Source organism: Oenococcus oeni (assembly GCF_020510245.1).
GTDB classification, from domain to species: Bacteria; Bacillota; Bacilli; order Lactobacillales; family Lactobacillaceae; genus Oenococcus; species Oenococcus oeni.
Window position 1 is genome coordinate 1,661,495 of sequence record NZ_CP084701.1, and the last position, 25,643, is coordinate 1,687,137.

24 protein-coding genes, 1 pseudogene and 1 riboswitch are annotated in these 25,643 nt (G+C 37.3%); of the genes and pseudogenes, 11 read left to right on the plus strand and 14 right to left on the minus strand.

The features are described 5' to 3' along the window. Position 1: 1 nt before the first annotated feature. Genes J3U91_RS08620 through J3U91_RS08640 form a run of 5 tightly spaced genes read right to left on the minus strand, consistent with a single transcriptional unit; the run spans position 2 to position 3,147 of the window. The gene (locus J3U91_RS08620; protein ID WP_002819484.1) at positions 2-535 is read right to left on the minus strand and encodes a 3'-5' exonuclease; all 534 of its coding nucleotides are present in this window, start codon (positions 533-535) and stop codon (positions 2-4) included. Continuing rightward, on the minus strand, positions 532-990 hold the full coding sequence (tsaE, locus tag J3U91_RS08625; RefSeq protein ID WP_002819485.1) for a tRNA (adenosine(37)-N6)-threonylcarbamoyltransferase complex ATPase subunit type 1 TsaE: 459 nt from the start codon (positions 988-990) through the stop codon (positions 532-534). The genes J3U91_RS08620 and tsaE overlap by 4 nt, the downstream gene beginning before the upstream one ends. Before the next feature lie 15 nt (positions 991-1,005). Beyond that, positions 1,006-1,854, minus strand: a complete 849-nt coding sequence (locus tag J3U91_RS08630; RefSeq protein ID WP_002819486.1) for an amino acid ABC transporter substrate-binding protein — start codon at positions 1,852-1,854, stop codon at positions 1,006-1,008. Continuing rightward, a complete protein-coding gene (locus J3U91_RS08635) occupies positions 1,851-2,492 on the minus strand; it encodes an amino acid ABC transporter ATP-binding protein (RefSeq protein ID WP_002819488.1) in 642 nt (213 codons plus the stop codon). The genes J3U91_RS08630 and J3U91_RS08635 overlap by 4 nt, the downstream gene beginning before the upstream one ends. After that, positions 2,485-3,147, minus strand: a complete 663-nt coding sequence (locus J3U91_RS08640; protein ID WP_002819490.1) for an amino acid ABC transporter permease — start codon at positions 3,145-3,147, stop codon at positions 2,485-2,487. Before J3U91_RS08640 ends, J3U91_RS08635 begins: the two co-directional genes overlap by 8 nt. Before the next feature lie 455 nt (positions 3,148-3,602). Here J3U91_RS08640 and J3U91_RS08645 point away from each other — a divergent pair, with 455 nt between their 5' ends. The 5 genes from J3U91_RS08645 (at position 3,603) to J3U91_RS08665 (ending at position 8,528) form a co-directional block, all read left to right on the plus strand. Then, entirely contained in the window at positions 3,603-4,610 is a 1,008-nt protein-coding gene (locus J3U91_RS08645) for a LacI family DNA-binding transcriptional regulator (protein WP_002819492.1), read from the plus strand. Between the two features lie 118 nt (positions 4,611-4,728). Next, entirely contained in the window at positions 4,729-5,490 is a 762-nt protein-coding gene (locus J3U91_RS08650; RefSeq protein ID WP_002819494.1) for a sugar phosphate isomerase/epimerase family protein, read from the plus strand. Next, positions 5,487-6,776: a hypothetical protein gene (locus tag J3U91_RS08655; RefSeq protein WP_002819495.1), complete on the plus strand. Its 1,290-nt coding sequence runs from the start codon at positions 5,487-5,489 to the stop codon at positions 6,774-6,776. Before J3U91_RS08650 ends, J3U91_RS08655 begins: the two co-directional genes overlap by 4 nt. An 18-nt stretch (positions 6,777-6,794) precedes the next feature. Beyond that, positions 6,795-7,577 (plus strand): glucose 1-dehydrogenase, encoded by a 783-nt coding sequence (locus J3U91_RS08660; RefSeq protein ID WP_002819496.1) that lies wholly within the window; start codon positions 6,795-6,797, stop codon positions 7,575-7,577. Positions 7,578-7,592: 15 nt separating this feature from the next. Beyond that, a complete protein-coding gene (locus J3U91_RS08665; protein WP_002819497.1) occupies positions 7,593-8,528 on the plus strand; it encodes a phosphoglycerate dehydrogenase in 936 nt (311 codons plus the stop codon). Positions 8,529-8,630: 102 nt separating this feature from the next. Here the strand turns inward: J3U91_RS08665 and J3U91_RS08670 are convergent, their stop codons facing one another. The 6 genes from J3U91_RS08670 to J3U91_RS08695 all read right to left on the minus strand — a co-directional run bounded on the left by J3U91_RS08670 (position 8,631) and on the right by J3U91_RS08695 (position 14,420). Further along, the gene (locus tag J3U91_RS08670; RefSeq protein ID WP_002819498.1) at positions 8,631-9,569 is read right to left on the minus strand and encodes a nucleoside hydrolase; all 939 of its coding nucleotides are present in this window, start codon (positions 9,567-9,569) and stop codon (positions 8,631-8,633) included. Positions 9,570-9,645: 76 nt separating this feature from the next. Further along, a complete protein-coding gene (rlmD, locus tag J3U91_RS08675; RefSeq protein WP_002819499.1) occupies positions 9,646-11,022 on the minus strand; it encodes a 23S rRNA (uracil(1939)-C(5))-methyltransferase RlmD in 1,377 nt (458 codons plus the stop codon). After that, positions 11,019-12,056, minus strand: coding sequence for a diacylglycerol kinase family lipid kinase (locus J3U91_RS08680; protein ID WP_002819500.1), 1,038 nt, complete (start codon positions 12,054-12,056; stop codon positions 11,019-11,021). The genes rlmD and J3U91_RS08680 overlap by 4 nt, the downstream gene beginning before the upstream one ends. A gap of 133 nt (positions 12,057-12,189) precedes the next feature. Next, positions 12,190-12,432 (minus strand): single-stranded DNA-binding protein, encoded by a 243-nt coding sequence (locus J3U91_RS08685; protein WP_002819501.1) that lies wholly within the window; start codon positions 12,430-12,432, stop codon positions 12,190-12,192. A gap of 145 nt (positions 12,433-12,577) precedes the next feature. Further along, complete coding sequence (locus J3U91_RS08690; protein ID WP_226490007.1) at positions 12,578-12,844, minus strand: YbaK/EbsC family protein; 267 nt, start codon at positions 12,842-12,844, stop codon at positions 12,578-12,580. A 229-nt stretch (positions 12,845-13,073) separates the two neighbouring features. Next, positions 13,074-14,420, minus strand: a complete 1,347-nt coding sequence (locus J3U91_RS08695; RefSeq protein WP_002819505.1) for an ammonium transporter — start codon at positions 14,418-14,420, stop codon at positions 13,074-13,076. A 199-nt stretch (positions 14,421-14,619) separates the two neighbouring features. Further along, positions 14,620-14,751: riboswitch (FMN riboswitch) on the plus strand. 232 nt (positions 14,752-14,983) lie between these two features. On the opposite strand from J3U91_RS08695, the gene J3U91_RS08700 reads away from it, so the two are divergent. After that, positions 14,984-15,544 carry an ECF transporter S component gene (locus J3U91_RS08700; RefSeq protein WP_002819506.1) on the plus strand — a complete coding sequence of 187 codons (561 nt, stop codon included), beginning with the start codon at positions 14,984-14,986 and terminating at the stop codon, positions 15,542-15,544. 64 nt (positions 15,545-15,608) lie between these two features. Here the strand turns inward: J3U91_RS08700 and J3U91_RS08705 are convergent, their stop codons facing one another. Beyond that, on the minus strand, positions 15,609-17,003 hold the full coding sequence (locus J3U91_RS08705; RefSeq protein ID WP_002819507.1) for a sugar porter family MFS transporter: 1,395 nt from the start codon (positions 17,001-17,003) through the stop codon (positions 15,609-15,611). 370 nt (positions 17,004-17,373) lie between these two features. On the opposite strand from J3U91_RS08705, the gene J3U91_RS08710 reads away from it, so the two are divergent. From J3U91_RS08710 to J3U91_RS08720, 3 genes are all read left to right on the plus strand, one after another. Beyond that, positions 17,374-18,750: a sugar porter family MFS transporter gene (locus tag J3U91_RS08710; protein ID WP_002819508.1), complete on the plus strand. Its 1,377-nt coding sequence runs from the start codon at positions 17,374-17,376 to the stop codon at positions 18,748-18,750. Positions 18,751-18,857: 107 nt separating this feature from the next. Further along, positions 18,858-19,220, plus strand: coding sequence for a hypothetical protein (locus J3U91_RS08715; RefSeq protein ID WP_002819509.1), 363 nt, complete (start codon positions 18,858-18,860; stop codon positions 19,218-19,220). A gap of 266 nt (positions 19,221-19,486) precedes the next feature. Beyond that, positions 19,487-19,894, plus strand: coding sequence for a DUF3224 domain-containing protein (locus J3U91_RS08720; protein ID WP_002819511.1), 408 nt, complete (start codon positions 19,487-19,489; stop codon positions 19,892-19,894). Between the two features lie 205 nt (positions 19,895-20,099). On the opposite strand, the gene J3U91_RS08725 is transcribed toward J3U91_RS08720, so the two are convergent. Next, a complete protein-coding gene (locus J3U91_RS08725; RefSeq protein WP_002819515.1) occupies positions 20,100-20,693 on the minus strand; it encodes a TetR/AcrR family transcriptional regulator in 594 nt (197 codons plus the stop codon). A gap of 165 nt (positions 20,694-20,858) precedes the next feature. Here J3U91_RS08725 and J3U91_RS08730 point away from each other — a divergent pair, with 165 nt between their 5' ends. Then, positions 20,859-22,226: an MDR family MFS transporter gene (locus tag J3U91_RS08730; RefSeq protein WP_002819516.1), complete on the plus strand. Its 1,368-nt coding sequence runs from the start codon at positions 20,859-20,861 to the stop codon at positions 22,224-22,226. 119 nt (positions 22,227-22,345) lie between these two features. After that, positions 22,346-22,921, plus strand: coding sequence for a DUF4811 domain-containing protein (locus J3U91_RS08735; protein WP_002822005.1), 576 nt, complete (start codon positions 22,346-22,348; stop codon positions 22,919-22,921). A 99-nt stretch (positions 22,922-23,020) separates the two neighbouring features. On the opposite strand, the pseudogene J3U91_RS08740 reads toward J3U91_RS08735, so the two are convergent. Further along, positions 23,021-25,639: pseudogene (locus J3U91_RS08740) on the minus strand (ABC transporter permease). Positions 25,640-25,643 lie beyond the last annotated feature (4 nt).

Consider the following 25,643-nt stretch of genomic DNA (forward strand, 5'->3'; position numbering starts at 1 on the left):
CCTAAACCAATTTAACAAAATCTTTCACTCGCTCTTCACCGAAATGTTCAATTTCATAGATAAGAATCTGGGCTGACGCCTGGGCATCATCGGATGCATTATGATGATGTTCCAAAAAAAGACCCAAATCGGAAACAACCGTATCAAGCTTGTGGTTAACCATTCCCGGCTGGAACTTTCGCGAAAGAGAAACTGTGTCAAGGCTCAAATAACGCGGGGTTTTCAAGCCGTAATATTTTAGTGTTTGTTTTAAGACGTTGTTGTCAAAACGAACATTGTGACCGACTACAACTGGGTAATCGTCATATAGATTCTTGATATCAGCCCAAACCTCAGGAAATTTCGGTGAATCGAGGACATCATCTGCAGTCAAACCATTAATTTCCGTATTCCAATAAGAAAAAGAAGTTTCCGGTTTAATCAATGAATACCAATTTTGTGCAATTTGATTATCACGAACAATTGTTAATCCTAATGAGACCGCCGACCACGGTTCACTACTGGCAGTTTCAAAATCCATTGCCAAAAAATTCATAGTTTCTCCAAAAGCTTCCTATAATGGTCTCCACTGGCCGAAATGGTAATGTCACGCTTATCCTTGTCGTAAACAAATTCGATTTTCAAATATTCACCAGGAAGAATATCAGCCATGAATTGCGGCCATTCAATTATAGTTAAACCATCACCGTTGATATAGTCCTCAAACCCCTGATCGGCAGCGCCAATATTCTCTAGACGGTAAGCATCAAAATGGTAGATTGGAAAAACTAGACCATGACCCTTATATTGCTGAAGAATCGTAAAAGTCGGCGAGTTAACAATGACATTTTTATCCGCCCCAAGTGCCTGCACCAGGGAACGAGTGAAGGCCGTTTTCCCGCTTCCAAGATCGCCATACAACAAAAGAAGGTCGCCAATCGACAAAAAAGCCGCCAAATTCTGAGCAAGCTTTGTTGTATCGGACAGAGATTGTTTTTCAAAAGTTAACATCGATTAAATTTTAGCTTATTTCAATCCGCTGTCAGCTTTTCCAAACCATTTTTCCTGCAAGGATTTCATTTTGCCGTTCTGTTGGAATTTTTTCAAAACAGTATTTACTTCTTCACGCAACTTTAAATCGGATTTTCTAAAACCGACACCATTTTCGTCGGTAGGATAGCCACCATATATGATTTTGTAATCCTGTGAATCTGATAAGTGCTTAACATAATAACCGGCGTACATCGAATCAACCAGAATTCCCTGAATACGGCCGGCTTTCAAATCCATGAAAGCTTTGTCGAAAGTATCATATTTTTGTGGAGTTCCTTTAACATATTTTTTTAGAAGATTTTTGTATTGTTGAAATTGGGTTTGCGCTGTCGAACCGTTTTGAAGACCCAAAGTTTTTCCTTTCATATCTGCAAAAGAATTAATTTTATCTTTTGACAAAGTGACAAGTACCTGGGTACCTTTTTTATAGGGAATCGAAAAGGCCACCTTCTTTTTCCGCGCTGCGGAAATTGTATATCCATTCCAGATTGCATCGATTTGTCCATCATTTAAAAGCTGCTCTTTGGTTGACCAATTAATTGGTTCCCACTCAACCTTAATCCCAAGTTTTTTGAAGGTTGCATTCGCTAAATCAACGTCAAAACCAATTAATTTGCCACTCTTGTTTCTAAAACCCATTGGAATAAAAGTATCATCAAGCCCAATTTTAATTTCTTTGCTCTTTTTAATTCGATACCAATGATCGGAACTCTTCGTCTTGGTTTTGTTCGCAAAATATGTCCAGCCTCCGGCAATAATGGCAATTATCAAAACAATAATTCCGATATTTATAAAAGCCTTTTTCTTATCATTTGCAGTCATTTTGTTACTATCTCCTTTTTAAAATCAAATATTCGATCAGAAATTTTTTTAGCAAATGGCATGTCATGAGTAATGACCATCTGCGTAACCTCTCTTTTTTTTAATTCTTTGATAACTTCGACAACCTGACCAGTCGAAAATTCATCCAAAGCCGAAGTCGGTTCGTCGTAAGCAAGAATTTTTGGTTCCATTGCCAAAGCTCTGGCAATGGCTACCCGCTGCTTCTGACCGCCTGATAATTGATAAGGGTACAAATCAGCCTTATCTTCGATTCCAAGTTCATCCAAAATTTTTTTGGCTTTTGAATTCGCTTGATCAGTCTCGATATTTTTAACAATTCGAGGAGCAAGAGTGATATTGCCCAAGACGGTATATTGTGGGAAAAGATTGAAATCCTGAAAAATTACTCCGATTAAAGCGTTTTGATTTTTTTCAGTAACATTGATTTTCTGTCCGTCAATGACCATTTTTCCAGAATCAGCTCCGCAAAGACCGGCAATAATTTTTAATAAAGTTGTTTTTCCAATTCCTGAAGGGCCAACAATACTCAAAACCTCTCCATCGTTGATTTCTAAATTCAGCTCCTTAAAGACAACTTTATTCTCGTAACTTTTTGTTAGATTTTCGATTTTAAGCACTATTTCCACTCCCGATAATTAAATTCAATTCAATCCGTTTCATAATTAAAGTTGCGAGGGCCGTGAATATTAAATAAATTGCTGCCACGATTACATAAGGCAACAAAGTTACGTCCGCCACAGCGTGTCCTTGAGCAATGTATAAAATATCCACCAGACTGATGACATATCCCAAAGAAGTATCCTTAATCAAATTAATAATCTCGTTTCCAAAAGAAGGAAGGACAATATTAAAGACTTGCGGCAAAATAATTTTTTGAAAGGTTTGTCGGCGATTAATCCCCAAAACACCAGCGGCATCGTATTGGGCTTGGGGAATCGCTTGAATTCCGCCGCGGAATATTTCTGCAAAATAGCCAGAATAATTAAGAATAAAGACAACAACGGCAGCGGTCATTTTTGGAAAAACAATTTCATTGTTGCTTGCAATTGGGAGTCCGAAATAGACAAACATCAATTGAAGCATCAAAGGAGTACCTCTAATTACCCAGACATAAGCATTTAAAAGCCAACGAAGAACAAAAAATTGTGATCGCATTCCAAGAGCCATTAAAATCCCAAGTGGCGTGGCGCCAATCAAAGTTAAAAAGAACAGACCCACAGTAATATTCAAGCCGCTCAAAATATCCGGTAAAATTGAAAAAATGTAATGCATTAATCCCTCCTTCTTCAAATAAATAAAAAAACGCCCTCAATCAATAAAGATTGAGAGGGCGTTTTGCGCGGTTCCACCTCTTAATGCCAACTAATTACTTAGTTAACCTCAGCGAGTCAATGACTCTTGACGATAACGGTGACCCGGCAGTATTTCGGCTGCACTCGCAGGTGTGGTTCGCTTGAATCAATGGCTGGCTTTTCAGCGTTGTCAGCTCTCTTTGCATCTCAAACAAGTTACTCTTCTGTTCGTTGTTTTATTTATTTGATTGATTAGTAGGCTACTCTGACTGGAATAATTTGTCAACCGTTTTTAATAAAAATATTTCAAAAGATTTTTGGAATGGTTTTCACAGCTAATTACAGCTAATTTATGAAATTTTATATCATGTACTATATTAATCTGCACAAAAATGATTCAAAATAATAAGGATAGGATTAACTGAATGGAAGAACATGAAAAACAATAAAAGAGCGACAATCAACGATGTTGCTGAAGTTGCCAGAGTTTCGATTACGACCGTCTCAAGATATGTGAACGGAAAATACGGCAAAATGTCAGCGAAAACGCGACAAAAAATTCAGCAGGCCATTAAGGATGTCGACTACCACGTTAACCGCCAGGCTCAAATGTTGAAAAGACAAAACAGTCATTTAATTGGCGTTGTCGTAGCAGATGTCGAGAATTTTTTTTCATCTCTACTTTTTAAAGGTGCCGACCAAGTTCTATCCGACATTGGTTTTCAAATTATTCTCATGAATTCCAACAACTCGCAGCTAAAGGAGCAAAGACAAATCGAACGCCTCTTGGAGCTGCAGGTGGACGGTATAATCCTTCAGCCGATGGGGCAACTGGCCGTCGACTATGAATTCTTAAAAAAACAAAATGTTCCGACTGTAATCGTCGATCGGAAAATAGAGCCGGAAATCTGGCCGGAAATTGTCACAGATAATTATGAATGTTCCAAAAAACTCGGTGAACTAATGCTCCAAATGCAATATCCGCAAATTTTAATTCTCAGTGAAAAAATTGACGAAAACACAGCCCGCCAAGATCGGTATAAGGCTCTCGATGATTTGCAAAAAAACCATTCTTTTAATTTGGGTCTAATCGAAATCAAAGTAACAAGTTCCGATGACGATATTTTTGTTTCACTAAAAAACAGAACAAACAATTTTAAAATAAAAACTGCCATCTATGCCCTAAAGGGACCTCTCTTACTAAGATTGATGAGAGTCCTGACTCAAAGGCATATAAGTGTTCCGGACCAAGTCGGACTGGCGGCTTTTGATGATTGGGAGTGGGCAAAACTCACGCACCCCCTGATCACAACCATTCAGCAGAATCCAAAATTAATAGGTTCAACAGCAGCTAATAAGCTCTTGGAAGAAATTCAGGAATCGGAAACGCAGGCAAGTGTAATCACTGTAAAAAGCCAATTGATGGTCGGGCATTCATTGTGAAATTTATATTTAGAGATTGACAGTTAAAAAAAACTGTTGTAATCTTTGTTTGGCTCCTTAGAGAAAACGTTTTCATAAACTAGGAGCAAGCTATAAATTAAAAATCAGGAGGTTCTTCGTGCAAAATAATCAAATAGTCGCTAATACCCTGCTGTTACAGCATCAGCACAATGCTGGAAAGACACAAATTGAACTCGTTAAGCAATTGACAAAATTAGGAATTTGGAACATCGAAGTTCGCCGAGAGTACTTTTCAGACGATTTAAGGGAAATGGAGGCGCTTAATTGTGCAAAATTGGGAAAACGTTTGACCTTATTTTATTCAGTTCCCGATGTAATTTTCAAATCCGGCCAAATTAACCCAAAATTACTTCAATACTTCGCTGAAGCGTCCCTATTCGGGGCCAGTTATGTGAAATTGAATGTTGGCGAATTCGACGGTTACCAAGGAAATTTGGGACAGGAGCTTGGAACAATTGTTCCAAAAAGCATTCAGTTAAATGTTGAAAACGATCAAACAAAATTGAGCGGATCGGCAGAAAAAATTGTTATTTTTATCGGCGCTGCAAAAAAAGCCGATTTAAATATTGGCTTTGTAAACGATTTGGGTAATTGGATTTTTACAAAACAAGATACCGTCTCTTCAAGTAAAATACTGCTTCCCTATACTCGTTATATTCATCTAAAAAATTACACGATTGAAAATCAACAAACCAAGACAGTTCCAATCGACGATGGCAAGCTGGACTGGAAAAAGTTACTTGACAATTTTGATGGAACATTGCCGATTGCTTTAGAATATCCGGTCGATTCGATTGAAAATTTAAAAAAAGATATCAAAAGTCTTGAAGAATATCTGGAAAAGCGGCGATTAAGATGACAAATTTAATCATTGGAATTCTTTTACTACTAACCTTTTTTGCCTTCATTTATTTCGTAATGCGGGGTGGCAATATCATGATTGGCTTTTTCTTCATGGCGCTTCTTTGGACTATCATTGGCGGTATTTCTTATAAAGTCGCGATTAATGATATTTTTTCCCAGCCGGCACTTGATTATGGTTCGACAATTGTTGTAATAATTTTCGGTTCTTGGTTTGGTCGTGTGCTCGTCGACACCCAAATCGCCGGATCGATCAGTGAACAAACAATTCGTGTCAGCCATAAACATCCGATTGTTGCGGCAATCCTGGTTTGCATAGTGACTGCTTTTATCTTTACAAGTTCCTACGGCGTCGGCGCTGTAATAGCTGTTGGCGTTATCCTGTTGCCTATTTTGGAATCGCTAGGCTTGCCTAAGAACGTTTCTGTCGCAGCCTTTGTTTTATCAGTCGGAGCGCCAATGTATGTCAATATCGTAATCATCAAACAAATTCAATTATTTTTCCCAAAAGTCCTGTATGGAAGCAAATATTTAGGTTATGGTTTCGCGGCAATGATTGTTCAAATGTTGGTCGTAGTTATTTTCATTCTCGTTCATGCAAAACTAATTCATGCCAACGAAGAAATCGTCGAGGAAAAAAATAAAAATGGTGATGATATTTTAGATAAAAAATCAGCGCCTATTTACAGTTATTTTATTCCAATCATGCCTGTCTTTATGAATTTGGCCTTCGGCTGGCAACCGATTCCGGCTCTGCTTCTTTCAATCATTCTGGCGCTTCTATTAACCGGAAACATGGTTTCCTACCGGCACTGTTTGAAATTAATTAACAGCACAATAAACAAATCCGTATCGGATATTTCCGGCTTATTGGTAATGCTGTTTATTTTGACAATGTTCAGTGCTGCGGCTGTCAAAAATACAGCCCGTTTCAGTGCAATCCTGCACAACATAATTCCCCACAACCCTTTAATAATTGCAATTGCTTTTGCTATATTGGCTCCGCTGGCTTTGTTTCGAGGACCATTAATGGTCTGGGGAGCAGGTTCGGCAACGGCAGCCGTAATCGCCGGAACCGAATTTTTTAATCAATATTTTGGTTTTGCGCTGATAATCGTCCCGGCGGTTTCAATGGCTGTTTCGGCTTGTGTTACCCAGTCTTGGAATCTGTGGGCTTTAGAATACACGAAGCTAGACCCGAAAAAGTTCTTGGTGACTGGCGTACCTTGGGCTTGGGGAACATGCGCTTTAAATTTATTGCTTGCGGTTGTAATGTTTAACTGAATATTTAGGAGGATACAAATGAAAAATGTTGATAATTTTAATACAAATTGGTTTCGTTTAGATAATAAAAACGCGATTATTACTGGTGGTGCTTCCGGACTTGGCCAATATTATACTCGGGCTTTGATGAAATCCGGAGCTAATGTGCTTGTTGTCAGTCATAGTGAAAAAGGCTGGAAAGAGACAAGTGATTTGGTTAAAAATACCGGCCAAAAAATTGAATTTTTGAAAAAGGATATTACCGATCAGAATGCTCCAAAAGAGATTGTTGCAAAAGCAAAGGAAACATTTGGTCATATAGATATTTTGATTAATAACGCCGGACTACAAAAAAGAAATAAATGGCAGGAATTTAAAGATGAAGACTGGCAGGCAGTAATTAATTTAAACTTGAACGCATTGTATTTTTTGTCGCATGCCGTTGCAAAAGCAATGGCCGAACAAAAATCAGGCAAAATTATTAATATTGCTTCAATGCAGTCCTATCGTGCCGGCAAATTTATTTTCCCTTACACTGCCAGCAAACACGGCGTAGTCGGTCTAACAAAGGCTTATGCCGACGCACTGGCAGCGGAAAATATCCAAGTTAATGCACTGGCTCCCGGATATATCAATACACCAATGACGCAAGCTTTGCGTGACGACAAAGAAAGGAACACTGAAATCCTCAGCCATATTCCGGCTGATCACTGGGCAGATCCATCAGAACTGATGGGAGCTATAGTTTTCTTGTCCAGTTCGACATCAGACTATATCACCGGCGTTACTCTGCCGGTTGATGGTGGCTATTTATTAAGATAAAAAGGAGAATTAAAAATGAAAGTTGTTGTACCAAAAGCATTATCAAAAGCAGGTAAAAATTATTTAAGCGAACATGATTTCGAATTAATCGAGGCCCCTGATGATAAACAGGAAACAATTTTAAAAGTCGGCAAAGACGCTGACGGAATTGTCTTGATGACCGATCCTTTCGATAATCAAACACTGACAAAATTTACAAATTTAAAAATAATTGCTCGACATGGAGTAGGGTTTGATAACGTTGATGAAAAATTCGCCGGTGAACATGGCGTATACGTCACAATTACGCCAATGGCCAATGCTTCAACAGTTGCCGAAACGACAATCGCCGAAATTTTGGATTTATCAAAGAACCTCACTAAAATATCAGACGAAATGCGTCAAGGAAATTTTGCCTACAAACTTGATCATATGGGTTTTGATTTATCTCATAAAAAGATCGGTGTAATGGGATACGGACGTATTGGCAGACAAGTTGCAGAAAAAGCTAATGCTTTGGAAATGGATGTTTTAATTTTCGATCCCTTCGTTAAAGAAACAAAAATCGGTAAACTGGTTGATCGCGACACTTTGATAAGTCAATCAGATGTGATTACTCTTCATCTGGCAGTCACCGATCAAACTATTCATGGATTTGGAAAACGAGAATTGGAAATGATGAAAAAAAGCGCCTCACTGATTAATTTGGGCCGTGGAGCTCTCGTAGATGAACAAGCCTTGATTGATGCCTTAAAAACAAAGCAAATTAACGGAGCGGCCTTGGATGTCTTTGACGAAGAACCGTTACCGTTAACAAGTGAATTTTATAAACTCGACAATGTTCTTTTAACACCGCATATTGCTTCAAACACAAAAGAATGCATGGAGCGGATGGCAGTCGATTCCGCCAGTGAAGTCGTTAGAGTCCTTTCGGGTGAAAAACCTAAATGGGCAGTAAACAAAATTAAATAACTTTTTTATCTCATTAAAAGATTTTAAAGTTTATAAAAAGACTCGATTATTAGCTTTCTGCCTCCAGCAGCCACAATAACCGAGTTTTTTAGTTATTACCAATCAACTATTCTTTTTACCAAGTTCATCAATCAAAGCAAAAAAACGATCATGGTTAACCTTTGTAACAAGTGTTACCGGTCGACCGTTTTCACTTTCAAATGTTCGGCCTGCAGATTCTCCAGCAATAGAAACATCGCTAAGAACTCGTTTTGTTTCCGCAACATCCAAAAACTGGCTGTATAGCGTTGTCAAAACATCCCACATAAAATAGGTTGAATTGGTTTCAAAGTGCTCCAATGGCGGCACCAAAGCATAACCCTGGCCAATCAAATCAATAATCGGGTATTGACGTTCAAGTGCCCAATGCTGTCTTACAGATCGAGTTAACGGGACCTGGCGGGTACTTTCCAAACCAACCATATGAATTGGAATCTTGGTATCCCAAACGATTTTGACAGCCTCCGGATCCCAATAGGCGTTCCACTCAATCGTTCCATCTTGTTCCGGCTCGGCCACATTGCCACGATTATCCATCGTGCCGCCCATCCAGTACAATTCTTCAATCCTATCGACAATCGTCGGATCACTTTTGATTGCCCGAGCCAAATCGCTTAGCGGACTGGTCATAATTAAAGTGGTTTTCCCCGACTCGGATTTTAACTTTTCAATCAAATCGAGATGGGCCGGATTAACAGCAACCGGAGTTTTAATCTTACCGCTCTCGTTTAAAATCGGAAAAGCATCAAACGAAAAAGCATCCATTCGCCAATCTTTTGGAAACGGATGAGCCGCACGCGAATTCGAAGCCGCCGGTGCGAGTTCGATCCCGTTGCCAAAACGGTCGATTATCTTCCTTGTGGCTGACAAAGCCGGCTCCAAGTATGAGTCTGCACCCATTACGCCAACTCCGGTGATCTTAATGTTGTCCATCTGCAACAAAAGCAAAAGAGACACCAAGTCGTCAACACCGCCATCATGATTAAAATACACGTTTTTCATCTAATCTCTCCTCTGAAAACCAATTATTCTAAGATTATCAAAATGGTGTTGAAAATCTTTATTTTGAAACAGATTCTTATTCTTTTTCAAAAACAGTAATCGATTCAACATGCATCGTCTGTGGAAATTGGTCAATTGGTAAAACCGCTTTGGAAATTCGATATCCCTGTTCTTTGATCAAAACAGCATCGCGAGCAAGTGTAGCAGGATTGCAAGAAATGTAAACGAATTTCAATGGTGCCATCACGCCTAATGATTGAATTAAATCGCTAGTCAGGCCCTTTCTTGGCGGATCAACAAAAACTACATCCGGTTTGACACCGGCATCGGCCCATTTAATAAATTGTTCTGCTGCATCGGCAGCAATATATTCGGCGTTTTCAATTCGATTAGCCAACATATTTTTTTTGGCATCTTCAACGGCCGGAACAACAACCTCGACACCAATAACTTTTCTAACTTGTCTGGCAATCGAAAGACCAATTGTTCCGATTCCCGAATAAGCATCGATTACCAATTGGTTACTCTTCAATCCGGCCAATTCGGCTGCCTTTGTATACAAAACAGCAGTCGTCTGCGGGTTGACCTGATAAAAAGAATTGATACCGATTTCAAAATCAAGTCCCAGCAAAGTATCATGAATAACCTGTTGACCGGATAAAACACGATTATCCAGCCCTAGTTGAACATTTGTCTGTTTGGGATTGTAGTTCAATAAAAAACTGGTTAAATCCGGAATTCTTTGGTTAATTTCTTTAATAATTTCTTTTTCATGCGGCAAATGTTTTTTTGTTGCCACTACCGCCAGCATTGTCTGGCCACTATGATAACCATGGCGAACCATCAGGTAACGCACAATTCCCTCCCGGGAAATTTCATTATAGGCGGAAATGTGAAAATCATTCAAAACATCCCGAGCAATTCCAACAACAACATCAATTTTCGGATCATTTAAATAATAATCTTCAATCGGAACCAGCTTGTGAGAACCACGGCGGTAAAAGCCGGTCACCAACTTCCCTGCTTGAAATTTTACCGGAACTACTGTTTTATTTCGATAATGAGTCGGGTTCTTCATCCCCAACGTCGGCAATATCTCAAGATCATCGATACCAACTTTATGAAACAATTGACGAATTTGTTTGCGTTTAAACTCCAGCTGAGCCGGGTAGGACAAATTTACCAGCGGAGCGATGCCACTAGCAATCATTTCCGGGTGATCGGCTCGAACCCGATCTGGAGATTCCTTAATAATTCCAAGCACTCGTCCAAATGCATAGGAATTTAAAACTCGGGTGATTGCAAACTTAATTCGTTCTCCAGGAAGTGAATTAACAATAAAAACCGGAAAATCGTCGACTTTGACAACACCTAATCCCTCATAAGTTAGATCAATTACATCTCCGGTTAATTCTTGATTCTTAACTAATTTTGAATAAGTTTTTTTGCTCACTTATCCACTCCCACCTTTTTCTTAATTTCTTTAGAAGCTGTTTTGAACTCTTCTTCGGCTTTCTTAGCCATTACCTCATCTGCAGTTTGAGCTCTCGTTCTTGAACCTGGTTTCATTCTTGAGGTGACCGCGATAAATTCAATATGCCGCTGCAAATTTTTAAAAGTCATTGGAGCAACGCCACCGAATTCACCGTCAAGATTAACTTTCATTTTATCGTTAGATAAAGGTTCGACTTTGACCTTACTTGTTTTAATGTAAGTTATTAATTTGTCTTTAATGTGGGAACCGTTATTTAAAGCCTTCGTAATTAAATTAAAAAGTTGAGCAATATTAGACTTTTCAACAATTAATAAGGAAAATTTTCCATCATCAAGTTTGGCATCAGGAACAATTTTTTCAAAACCGCCAACTGAATTCGTCAAGGCTAATAAAATAAGACTGACCTGTCCCTCGAATTTTCCTTCATCATAAGTTATCCGAACAGGAACCGATTGAATGCGTGTGATCAGTTCGGCACCCTTGGTAATATAAGCCAAATATCCATACAGAGTTTTCAACATCGAAGGAACTTCATATGTTAATTCAGATAAAGTGCCAAGTGCCCCAATATTCATAAAATAGTTAAGACGAGAATTACCGGAAGTGATTTCACCGATATCCATTTTAAGTGTCTCGTGTTTATTAATAACTTTAGCAGCTTCGACCAAATCATCGCGGGGTATTTTTAAAGCACGAGCGTAATCATTAGTCGTTCCCGAAGGAATCACCGCCATCAAAGGACGCTTTTTTAAAGGGGAAATACCGTTGACAACTTCATTGACAGTTCCGTCGCCTCCAGCGGCTACAATCAAATCAAAACCGGCTTGGGCAGCACGCTTTGCTTCATCGCGGGCTGAAAATGCTTTTGGGGTTGTCTCATAAACAGAAGTTTCATAGCCGGCACGCTCGTAAACTTTCATTATTTTTAGTAAATCTCGTTGAATCGCTTCACGACCAGAGGATGGATTATAAACAATACGGGCACGTTTCATACAAATTTATTATAGGCTATCAAATCAACATGCCGACTGGCTTATAAGCGATTGTAAAACTAATTCAAAATTAAAAGTCGCCACGTCCTTGTCAACTCTTTATCCAATTTAATAATTATTTAAGTTGTTTGGTTCAGGACTTAAAATATAAAGTACGATTTTTGCGATCCTTTTTCGGCAAAACCTGAATATCATTATAAAAGCCCTGATTAACTTTTCGCAAGAAGAGGTTGCCAGCCATGACACGATCGCCAATATAGATTTTTCTCCACTGATCTTCGCCGTACAAATCAGGTAAAGAAAAACTTGTTTCAGAGTACAATTTCTCCAATTTGGAGTCGATTATCTTAAAAATATCTGTAAGTTCTTCCTTCATTTAAAGTACCCCCCTACACGCCTAAAACTATTTGGCTATTTCTTTTGCAACATCAACCCAGCCAGCTGCTCGAGAATATTTTTCCAACTCGTCCAAAGATAAACGGATAGCAGCATTGAGATCGCCGGCGGCCGGGTAAAGTAAATCATGTTTTTTTTAAAGAATAATCCAAATAAACCTTTACCCCATCGTTCAAAGCAAAAGGGCAAACACCACCAATTCGGTAACCGGTCATCGTTTCTACCTGATCGTGAGGAAGCATCCTCGGCCTTTGGTTAAAGACTTTTTTAAATTTTTGATTGGAAATTCTGGTCATGCCGCTTGTGACTACCACAAAGGATCGATCTTCAAATGAGAAAGCCAGCGTCTTAGCAATTTGATCAGCTTGAACGTAAAGTTTCCGCCACCTGATCGACGGTTGCTGTCGGCCTGGTAAACATCTTGATTCGATCGTTTAAAGCGAACTGTTCAAAATATTTCCTCACTCTTTCTACAGTCATGATTGCCTCTAATCAATTAATAATTATTAAAATAATCTTAATACTAATCAGGAAAACTAAATAAAAAAAGAGCGCAAATTATGCGCTTTTTTTACTTCTCATAATTAGAGTTCAATCAAACAAGCTATCTCTTTTTAAAAACTAACTTATTGTTGAATTCAAAGTATCTTTCGAATTTTTAGATACTTCTTTTAGATTATTAGGTTCATCCTGAAAAAATTCTTTTTTCTGATCTTCGAATTGATAAGCTTCTAATGTCAATGAAATCACATAATCAACATTTTCACCATGTTCCCCAAAATCAAGCCCTTTTTGTTCTTCTTTAACATCGACCCGCATTTTCATGAATAATTTGAGAAACTTTATTATTAAAAAACAGATTAGAGCCGTGAAGATAACTGAAAAAAGCGTTGCAAATAACTGAACAGCAAATAATTTAAATCCGCCGCCATAAAATAATCCATTAATACTTATCGAAGAATTAACCGCCCGACTGGCAAACAAACCGGTTAAAATACTGCCAACTATTCCACAAACCCCATGGCAGCCAAAAGCGTCCAAAGCATCATCAATGCCAATTCTGGCTTTGAGAAAATTGACAAAAAAGTAACTGGCAACAGCCGCTAATATTCCAATCCAAAAAGATCCGGCTACAGTTACATAACCGGTAGCCGGTGTAATTCCAACTAATCCGCACAGGGTTCCGTTACATATCCCTGCCAAAGTCGCTTTACCTTTTAAAGACATTTCAATCAGCATCCAGGTAATCATTGAACAAGCTGTCGCGACCGTTGTGGTCAACACGGCCTGCACAGCAATTTGGTTGGCTGCTAAAGCAGAACCGGCATTAAAACCATACCAACCGATCCAAAGAATCGTCGTCCCCAAAAGTGCCCAAGGAAGACTGTAATGTCCTTCTTGTTTACCCTTGCGATAACCGATACGTGGTCCAAGAAAATAAGCCAGAACCAGGGCGGTTACACCAGCATCAATATGAACAACAGTTCCTCCGGCAAAATCAATTACTCCCATTTTGGCCAAAAATCCGTTTGCCCAAACCATATGCACTAACGGATAATAAATAAAAATTGACCAAAAAACAGTAAAAAGCAGTAAAAATTTAAAACGAATCCTGCCAACTACTGCTCCAACAAATAAAGCCGGTGTGATTACAGCGAACATCATTTGAAAAATTAAATATAAACTGGTTGGAATTTTTGTCGATGTCAGAGCGGTTAATTTCACCCCATGTAACAAAAGGGCACTGAGACTTCCAAAAACACCGCCGAAATCACCGACGAAAGATAGCGAATAACCGCAAATCACCCAAAGAACAACTGCAAGTCCACACATGACAAAGACCGACATCATTGTATTGACAACATTTTTCTTTGAGCCGAGTCCGCCATAAAAGAAAGCCAATCCAGGTGTCATAAACAAAACTAAAACACTCGATAAAATTAAAAAAGTTGTATTTGCCGTACTCATTATTTCAATAATGTATAACTTATGACAACTTTTTGGCAGTTTTGTGTTAACTAATATAATAATGATTTCTATTTTTTAATAACAGTCACTTAAAAAGTAATTATTCTTTGCCTGCCAGAATTTACCAAATAAATCACAATCTTTTTGCTTCTTTTAAACTTTTAGGTAGTATAATTATTCTGCGATTAAGATAATTAAATAAATTCTTCGGGGCAGGGTGTGATTCCCAACCGACGGTAACAACATTTTGTTGAAGTCCGTGACCCGCGCAAGCGGTTGACCCAGTGAAACTCTGGGACCGACAGTATAGTCTGGATGGGAGAAGAAATAGACGAATATTTCATAGATTCAGTGTAAATTTCATTACACTGAATTATGAGATTTTGTTTGATGCGTCATCAGTTAAGCCCCATATTTATGGAGCTTTTTTTATTGGCTAATTTAAATAGAAAAAGAAATCGATTTATGAATTTATTTTTTTGGTTAATAAATATCGCGATGCAAAAAGGATGATAAATTTCAATACCATCTCCGATATTTAATGAAAGGTTGAAAAATAAAACATGATTGAAAGCAGAAAAAAACTTAGAATCTTAATGATTACCGTTCTCTTCTCGGCTGTCAGCTTTATCTTAATGATTTTTCCACAAGTGCCGATTATTCCAGGAGCGAGTTTTTTAAAACTGGAACTCTCGATTATTCCCTTGCTTCTATTGGCTCATTTTTTCGGCATTAGATACGGACTACTTGGTGTTTTGCTTAGATCGGTCCTGCATTTGATTCTATTAAATCAGGGAGTTATAACTTGGATTGGTTTACCGATTAATATTGTTGCTGTCATTGTTTATATGCTGATTCTTAGTTACCTAAGAAGGAAGAACGTTTGGTTAGCGATTATTGCCTCGACTATTGCTCTAACATTAGTTGAAATATTTGCCAATATTTTCTTCGCTTTACCTTTATATGCTGAATTTATGAACTATAACATCGGTAAAATAATCGGTCTGGGGAAATACATACTATTAATGGTACTTCCCTTCAATTTAATAGAAGGACTGGTTTGGGGATTCGTTTATTATCCAATTGAGAAAATTTTTGAGAAAATTTTCCCCAAACAATTATGATCGAATGATATACACATGTGTCGAGTAACAAAAATAAGAGATCAGTTTAGGATTTAATTGGAAATTATGAACGACGGAATGAATCTTCCAACTGTTCCAAGCTTCTTCCGGATGTTTCTGGAATAATAAAGAAAGAAATAATTATGCAAATCACACCGATCACGGCAAAAATCCAAAAAGTATTTGATAAACCAAAGATCTCAATTAAAATCGGGAAAAAGAAGCCAACGCCGAAGTCCATTATCCACATGCCGAAAGTCGCAATTCCGACCCCCAATCCACGCACATGCAATGGAAAAATCTCGGATAAAAGCAGCCAGCAAACCGGTCCAAGAGTCATTTGATCAACAAAGACAAACAGCATCGTACAGGTGATAACAATATAAGGCAAAATCGAAAGTCCAGCAGCATAGTGACTCAAAATCGCAATGGCAGCTAATATAGTCGTCGTGAAACAGAAGCCGCCAATCCAAGCAAGTCGACGTTTAATTCGGTTAGCAAGGAAGAACATATATATAGTGGTACCCAAAACAGATAGAACTCCGTTACCGATATTGGCAATCAAAGCTGCCTTCGTGCTGAAACCCGTTTTTTCCAAAATGGTCGTTCCATAATACATCATGATATTGATACCGGCCAGTTGTTGCATTACCGCAATCGTAATTCCAATAATTAAAATTCTTTTAATCCAAGGAGTGTGAAAATCGTGCAGGCTCGCATGCCCTCTTGAACTTTCTTTTTTAATGTTTTGTTCAATATGCTTTAAATCCTGATCAGCAGTTTTATCGTCTCTGGTATTTCTAAGAACGACTAAAGCCTGATCACTTTTTTTCTCGATTGCCAACCAACGGGGCGTCTCGGGAATAATATAAGTCCCTATCCAGAGGATAATCGCAGGAATCGCTGCCAGTGCAATCATAAAACGCCAGATATAGGAAACATTAAAGGCGTTTCCCAAAATGCCATTCATGACATAAGCCAGTAATTGTCCTAAAACAATCATCATTTGATCTTGGCATACCAGGCTTCCACGAATATTGGATGGTGCCATTTCTCCCAAATAGACCGGCACAATTCCGGCAACTCCGCCAACTGCTAGACCCATAAACAATCTGCCAATAATCAAAACGTATGAATTCGGTGCGATAGAAGAACCAAGTGTAGAAAAAAAGAAAATTATCGCCAAGACACGTAAAATTGATTTACGACCGTATCTATCAGCCAAACGGCCCCAAATAACGGCCCCAATTGCCGCTCCAAATAACAAAGAGCTGGTGACCAGTCCCTCCATAAACGGAGAGAGATTAAGCTCATCGCCTCGAGCCATAAAAGAAAGAGAGCCATTAATGACTCCCGTATCGTAACCGAACAAAAAAGCTCCAAAAGTGGCTAAAATGGCAATTTTCTTTATATATTTTAATTTTTTATTCGCTGGAATTGTCTCAATAGCTTGTTTCAATATCCCTCCTTTAAAAAATCAAAAACGTAATACGATAAATAAAAAAACAATTGAAGCATTAATACTGCTTTTAAAATCAACACTAAAACCTATTTAATACTTTGTCAATTAATAATGAACTTCTATAAGTAGTTATTGCAATTAGCTATTCAAAACAGCCAATGAAATTTCACCGATTGACCTTTTTTCTTGCCAAAAATTTTGCTTTTAAAAATAAGTATTCAAATAAATCGTTTGTTTCCGAATTCTTTTAAAATCAATTTTGGGAATTATTAGTTACTTGATTTTTTTAATGCAAGGGTTTACACTTAAAAACTGTTGAGCTTTTTATGGTTTGCAATTAATTAACTAATTATGGAAAGGAATTATTTTGAAAGCACATCATTTAAATATATTTTTTATTTTTGTTTTTGGTGCCTTGGGAGGTTTGCTCTTCGGTTTTGATACTGGGATTATTTCCGGTGCATCATCTTTAATCGAAAGTGATTTCAGTCTAAATATCGAACAAACTGGCTTCATTACATCTTCTGTTTTGATCGGATCATCGATTGGGGCCCTGTCTGTTGGTTCTTTATCCGACAAGTTCGGTCGTAAAAAATTGTTAATTCTGGCCTCGGTTTTATTCTTAATCGGATCTGGGCTATCAATGTCGGCTGTCGGTTTTGTTTCAATGGTTATCGCTCGTATCATTCTGGGTTTTGCCGTGGGATCCGCTTCAGCCTTAACTCCGGCTTACTTGGCCGAATTAGCTGATGCCCCACATAGAGGATCATTAGGAAGCATGTTCCAGCTAATGATTACCCTTGGTATTTTATTGGCATATGTTTCTAATCTCGGCTTCCTGGGTCATAATTTGTTAGGGCTTCGTGATTGGCGTTGGATGCTCGGATCGGCATTAATACCGGCTTTAATTTTATTCATAGGTTCGATTGTCCTACCGGAATCACCACGTTATCTGGTAGAAAAAGGAAGAATCGATGAAGCTCGAAGTGTCCTTCACCACTTGCGTGAAAAAACCAACGAAGATCCTGATAAGGAACTAGCAGATATTAAAAAAGTTTCCAATCAGCCCAAAGGCGGTTTTAAAGAACTTTTTACTTTTGCCCGTCCAGCCGTCATTGTTGCGATTGGACTGATGCTTTTACAACAATTGGTTGGTATTAATTCCGTTATCTACTTTTTGCCACAGGTCTTTATTAAAGGATTCGGCTTTCAAGCAGGCAATGCTATCTGGATCTCAGTCGGCATTGGTGTTGTTAATTTTCTATGTACCGTTTTGGCATACAATATCATGGACAAATTTAACCGTCGCACAATCCTCTTGTTTGGATCGATTGTAATGTCAGTATCAATTGGAATTTTGTCCGTGCTTAACTTTACTCTCAGTGTTAAACAAGCGGCCATTCCGACAATGATTCTCATTGCGATATATATCTTTGGTTTTGCCGTTTCCTGGGGACCAATTTGCTGGTTAATGATTGGTGAAATCTTCCCATTGAATATTCGTGGAGTCGGCACATCGATAGGATCAGCTGCTAACTGGATTGCAAACTTTATTGTTTCTCAATTCTTTCTCGTATTATTGGCAACTTTCCATGACAATGTCGGTGGGCCGTTTGCAATCTTCACTTTCTTTGCCATTCTTTCAATATTCTTCGTGATCTATCTCGTTCCAGAAACCAGAGGAAAATCACTTGAGCAAATTGAAATGGATATGCGTCGTAAGCCGCTGCCAAAGAAAAACTGAAAATCAATAAACGATTAAATGATTGAACTTTAAACGGTTCAATCATTTTTTATATTTAATTTATATGTAAACATGCGATAATTAGTCGAACTCTCTACACTTAAGCTATGGACAACCAACAGATACTTATAAAACTGGATCAAGGACTTATAAGTTTTGCTAATGCTTTTCGACAACAATTTCCCATTCGGTCGTCAAGCCCCGATCAAAAAATTATTAATAAGAATAATCATCGGTCTTCTATAGAAGATGCCGCACAAGTTTGTTATCAAACACTCAAACAGCTCCAAAAAAATCGAACGATTCAAAAACAAGAACTATTAAACTTCCGGAATCAACTTTATACATTAAAGGGCTCTTTGGAAGGGTCGTCAGTCTATTCAAGTATTGAAAAGCAGGCCAAGATTGACCAATTATTGAAGCAATTGAGAGAGTTAAGCACTTTAGCCGAGCAAATGAGACCCGACTGATTTGAGCTCAATTTTTTATCGCTTTAATCTGATTTAAATCTTCAATGATAAAATAAACATTTGTAAGCGTTTAGATAAACATTAGTTGTTTCGTTTAATAAGATATTTTCCTCAACCAAAATGAAGGCTTACAAAATCAAAAAATAAAGTTATATTTACTTACGATTGCGATACTGAACATAAAATAATTTCTATCGTGAGTTTTGCGTTTTTATGCCTGACACTAGAAATCTCGATAACAAAAAATCAAACCAAGAGGTTCATTAATGGAAAAATCAGATTTTAAAGTCACTAAATGGGAAGAGAAGGCAATCGAAAACGAAACAGATCTTTTTCCGGTCCATACAGTTGAAGTAGAGTATAAAATTTCCGGCATTTTAGAGGGGATTGCCTACCTGCAGTATCTCCTTTATTATCTTGAAGAGGACGTTGATGGCCAACAGGCAGAGGCCAGGGTTTCTGGTTTTTTTCACTTTAAAAGAATTTACAAAAACAGGGAAGGAACTTTTACCGCTTGTGAAAACGGCACCTTTGAAGAAGGAAGACTGAATATTAACGCTCAAATAGTTAATGCGACCGAACAATTAAAGGGTTTGGATGGAACTTATAAATATGATTTCCAAGGTAAATCAAGTGAACTTTTGCTTGATTTCAAACTTAGTGATCAGGATTGAAAAAATAGTAAATTCAACGGAAAACTTGACCGAAATCCAACTCGTTATAATAATCTTTTTGGAAAATAATTAATTCCTCTTTAATAAAAAACGTGTGGTTATATGAACTGATCAACTGTTTAAAACACCGCAAAAGCAACTAAAACTGCTTTATTCCGCGATTATAATCCGGAACATAAAGATTTAATATTTAATTATCGTTATTTTAATTTGACCTCAAAAAAACCGGTAACAGTATTTTATCGACAATTTCTGTGAGAGATTCTTTAGGCACTATTCCGCGAGTTGAAATTACTTCATTCAATAATAATAAAAACGGAAGTTCTAAAACTCTTTGAGATAGCTGATTGATTTTTAATTCTCCGCGTTTCTCTGCCCTTTGAAGAATAATTACAATAAATTTTTGTAGGGCGTTATTTTCGTCCACTCTTCCAAAAACCTTATCGATAGACGTGTCACGTAAACGGTCAAGCAGCAATCCCTCGAATTTTCCGCTAGTTAAGAATTCTAACTGATTTACCAACTGTTCAAATAGTTTAACAAGATCGTCACGCAAATTTCCGCTATTGGGAATGTGCATTTTTGGTCTGGGTACGAACTTAGAAAAAGCACTAACTACAAGCAAAGATTTGTTTGGCCAACGCCTATAAATAGTTGTTTTGTTCGTACCGGCTAAACTAGCAATCTCTGTAATGGTTAAATCTTTATAACCAACTTTATTTAATTGATCCCAAGCTGCAGTTAGAATCGTATTTTCTAATTTCTCACCACGACGACGAGTTTGTTTTTGTGTTTCCATCTGAAAACTCCTCCTTGTATTCTTAAAAACAATGAGTTATATTACTTAAGGTACTTAAGTACCTTAAGTAATAAAGTAAATGAGGTTGTAATAACGAACAAAGAAAATAATCGTCACGAGATTGTCAAAATTGCCTTTATCTTAATATTAGGCGCTATCGCACCAATGCTTGACACAACGATGACTAACGTAGCAATTAACACCATTATGAATGATTTAAACAGTTCTGTCGACGTCGTCCAATGGGTCACGACTGGCTATATACTTTCCCTTGGTATTACCGTTCTTTTTACGGGCTGGGCTTCAGATAGATTCAGTGGAAAAAATCTTTATATAGCCGGCATTATTTTGTTTTTAATCGGTTCGATATTTTCCGGAATTGCTTCAAATATTGATATTTTAATCATTGGTCGATTAATTCAAGGTGCTGGATCAGGAATAGTTGTTTCCTTGTTATCGACATTGATTGTTCGCGCAGCAGGTGGGAAAAATTTGGGAAGTTTGATGGCTATCGTGGGTTTGCCCGCCGTATTAATACCTATATTAGGACCAACGATTGGTGGATATATTATTGATCAATTAAACTGGCACTGGATTTTTTATGTTAATATTCCAATCGTTGCCGTTTCGATTGCTTTAGTAATTTGGCTCATGCCAAAATTTCCTGCTTCTAAAAAATATGGTAAAAGTTTTGACTGGATTGGTTTTCTGATATTAGGAGGAATGTTCTCTTCTTTAATTCTAGGTATTGTTAAATTCAGTAATTATGGCAATCTATCGTCTGCAAACGTTCTAATACCACTATTTATCGGAATTGATTTACTAGTTGCTTATGTTATTTACGCACAAAAGTTCTCCAAACATGCATTAGTTAGTCTAAGTTTGTTTAAATCAATTAACTTTTCAGGAGCTACAGTGATTCTTTTAATGTCTGGAATCACGGTTAATGGTGCCATGTTTCTTCTGCCTCTGTATTTGCAAAATGTTCGTGGCTTAAGCGTTGTCTGGTCAGGAACCTACTTAATTTTTCAGGGAGTTGGTTTGTTGGTGTCGAGGATCCAAATAGGCAAACTAACCGATCGTATTGGAACTCGTTGGGTTGTTCTGGTCTCCGTTGTTATTGCAGTATTAAGTACTCTGCCTTTTGCTTTCTTTGATGCTAATACCAGTAAATATTTAATTTGGCTGATGCTTTTCTTTCGTGGGATTGGCCAAGGTGGATTAACGATTCCAGTTATGTCCGATTCCTATAGCGGCATAGCAGCTGAGCAGGTTCCCGAAGCCACCACAGCAACCAGGACATTACAAAATGTCGGAGGCGCTTTTGGATCGGCAATTTTAGCAACAGTTATTCAGAGTCAAACAAACGGACTAGTACCAACAGTTTCAAATCTGTCGAATGCCTATCACATGGCTTTTATCTGGTCAATTGCAATAACGGCGGCGGCTGCTATTCCAGTTTGGTTCCTGTCCCATCATAAAGACCTAAAAAAACAAGAAAACAAAAACATTGTAAAAGGAGCAGACCGATGATAATTATTATCAGTTTAATCTGTATTATTGGAATTATTCTATTAGCTTTATTAGGAAACATTCCACACCGAATAACTATTGGAGCCATTTTAATAATTACTTAATTAGCCTCCCAAACCTTGTTGATCGCCGATACACATTATCACTGGGGAACAGAATTAAAGGTAATGAGTTCTAAAAAAACTATTTATCCATTGGTTAATTTTCCAGGATCAAATCACATTTTGGTTTATCAAAACATCAACCAAGGCAAGGAACAAAAACAAATTTATGTCTACAAAGGCAGTACTCAATCGCATAAAAGCCAAACAACCTATTCAAACGGTATAACTGTTAAGCTGCTTATCAATCAATCTCAAAAAAACGCTTCAAGAATTAAATCAGTTAGTCAATACCGTTACACAAATAAAGCCGATCAAATACTTTTTGCCGGAATAATCAACAATCATCAAATTAAAAAAAATACCGTTAGTTTCGTTCTTCCCCGCAATTGGTTCGTAATTTCTAAAACAAATCTAGTTAAAGCAGGAAAAGATATTAAGAAAAATACGAAAAAAACGGTCTCAAAACAATTGAAGGACTATTTGCAAGAGCATCCCAAAGAAGCTACTAATAAATCAGCCATTCAAAGAGAAGAAAACGAGTTACTGAAAAAATATACTAAAAAAACATTAGTCAAATATTCTAAAAACTGAACAGATAGTTTTTTAGAATTTCTTTATTTTTAAATTTAAGAGTTTCAACAGAAAAATATAAATTACGCGAAGTAAAAAATAGAACTTTTAATTTCTTTGCTATTCATTCGATTTCAGTGCCGATACCATATCAATATTTTTTAATCGCTGATGTGTAATAAACATGACAATCACGGTAAATAAAATCATCAAAAATGTTGACGCAATATAACCAAATAAATGAATCGTCAATGGAAAAATTACTTGATCGGTTTCTGCCTGCTGAAGAATATACCAGGTAAGCAAATTTCCGACAATATAGCCGGTAAAGATTCCAATAATAGTTAAAACAATGTTCTCCCGCACAACATACATGTTTACTTCCTTATCATAAAAACCAAGTACCTTAACGGTTGATAATTCACGTATACGCTCGGAAATATTAATATTCGTCAAATTATACAAAACAGCAAAAGACAGTATTCCTGATAACAAAATAAGAATCAAAATAATCGGAATTAAACTAGAGGACATATTTGAAACAGCATTTTTTTGATCCTCTGAATAAGTGACACCCAAAACATCATCTTTTTCGATCAATTGATTAGACAGCTTGTTACGCTGCTTTTCTGTTTGTGTTTTTAGCCTAATTAGAAAGCTGTTCCAGTTGGCCTTGTGGCTAAATAGTTTTGTATAAGAGGACTGGCTCATATACATAAAATTACCAACAAAGTTTTCAGCAATAGCCTTAACTTCAGCCTGGGCCTTTATACCGCTGCTAGTGGTGATTCTAATTTTATCGCCAACATTTATATTTAGAACAGCAGCAATTTTTTGAGTAATTACGACACCTTTCTTTGGCAAAGTTATTTTTTGATTGGAATTAACTCTCCTAAGGTTAACGTACTGATAAAACCGACTATTTTCTTTCGGGACATAAATGCCAGTATCGCTCACCTGTTTCCCATTTGCTTGAATTTTGCCAATATCAGAAGAAATATCAACGTGACTTTTATAGCGTTTATTTTTTTGTAAGGTTCCAAGAACCCGATTTTCGCTTTTTGCACTTTTCAGTCTAATGAGTGCTTGATATTTGGTTAGTTCGTTGAATTAACGCGTACCACTGGCAGCAATTGAATTTTGTATCCCAAAACCGGTGAGGATCAGTGCTGTTCCACCGGCAATTCCGATAATTGTCATAAACATTCTCGATTTGTATCGAAAAAGATTGCGGTAACTAATCTTCTGTTTAAAATTTAACGATGACCAAAGAGGTTTAATCTTCTCCAGCAAAATTTTTTTAGCCGATTTAGGTGATTTCGGCTGCATCAATGCTGCTGGTTTTTCTGATAATTCGTTAAAAACAACAATTATAGCAGCGCCCGTGGTTGCGATTAATGAAAATAAAATAGATAAGGCAAAAAATCCCCATTGAAATTTCACAACAGCAACGATTGGTATGTAATTTTTATACAAAGACAATACAATTAGTGGCAAAAAATTATTACCGATTAGTGCACCAATAATTGTACCGGCCATTCCTGCCATTAAAGCATAACCAATATAATTGCGGGCGATTGAAAATTTAGAGTATCCCAAGGCCTTAAAAATGCCAATCTGTCCACGAGCTTCTTCGATCATTCTCGTAATGGTTGTGAAAGTAATCAGGGCAGCAATCAAGAAAAAGAACGCCGGGAATACATTTGCGATTGCTGAAATTCGATTCGAACTGTCTCCATAAGTGGAAAATCCCGGCAAATCTTCACGTGTTTGCCAAGTATAAACCGTTTTGGAATTTTGATTGGCCTTTTTTAAAAGTCCACTAAGTTTCTTCTGCTGAACATTCAATCTTTTTTCTTGTTGATCCAGTTTAGGTGTTGTTTTGACAAGACCACCGGATTTTTCGACCAATTGTTTTTTCGCTTGATCAACTTCATTTTTGGCCTGATTCAGTTGTTTTTGTTTTCCTTCTATAACGCTAAGTGTTTTATTTAAGATCTGGCTGCTTCGTATTTTTGAGCGAGTTTTAAAAAGTTTTTTTAATTGAATTATTTTCTTGTTAATTTGGTCCTGGTAGTGATTGCCAAAACTGCTGTATTTTTGCAAACTGTCGAATCTAATATTCAACAAAGTCGCAGAATCAAGGTTCATTTGATTATCAGGTATATAGGCAAAAAAATGAACCGTTCCGTCACCGATATTGGTTGTTCCTCTTTCTGTATTGTCAATATACATTGGCGAATCAGCGAAACCAACAATCTTATATTTCCGTTGTTTTAAATTTGCTGATTTAAGAAAAGTAAATGTTTGCCCTAACTTATATCCATATTTTGTTTTGGCTCTATTATCCAAAACAATTTCATTTTTGGACTTTGGCAATCTTCCGCTGCGCAGAATTAATTTATTTTGCTTTTGCTGAGACTGGTATCCAAACAAAGCCACTGCAGACTTGTCTTTACCTGCTAAAACATATTTAAATTTAACGGCTTCGGCTTTTGCATCGGAAAGCTTCTCGGCAATTTTAATATCTTTTTTGTCAAAGCCGGTTGTTGAAAGGACTTGGATGTCGCTCAATTTAGTATTAAGTAACGTTTTACTCAAAGAATCATTTAAGCTGGGTCCTGAAGCTTTCACGCCGACAAAAATTAAAACTCCAAGCATAATAATTAAAACAATCGCAATAAATCTTCCCAAGGGTTTTTTGATGGCACGCCACATATTTTTAGTTAAGGGTTTCATTGAA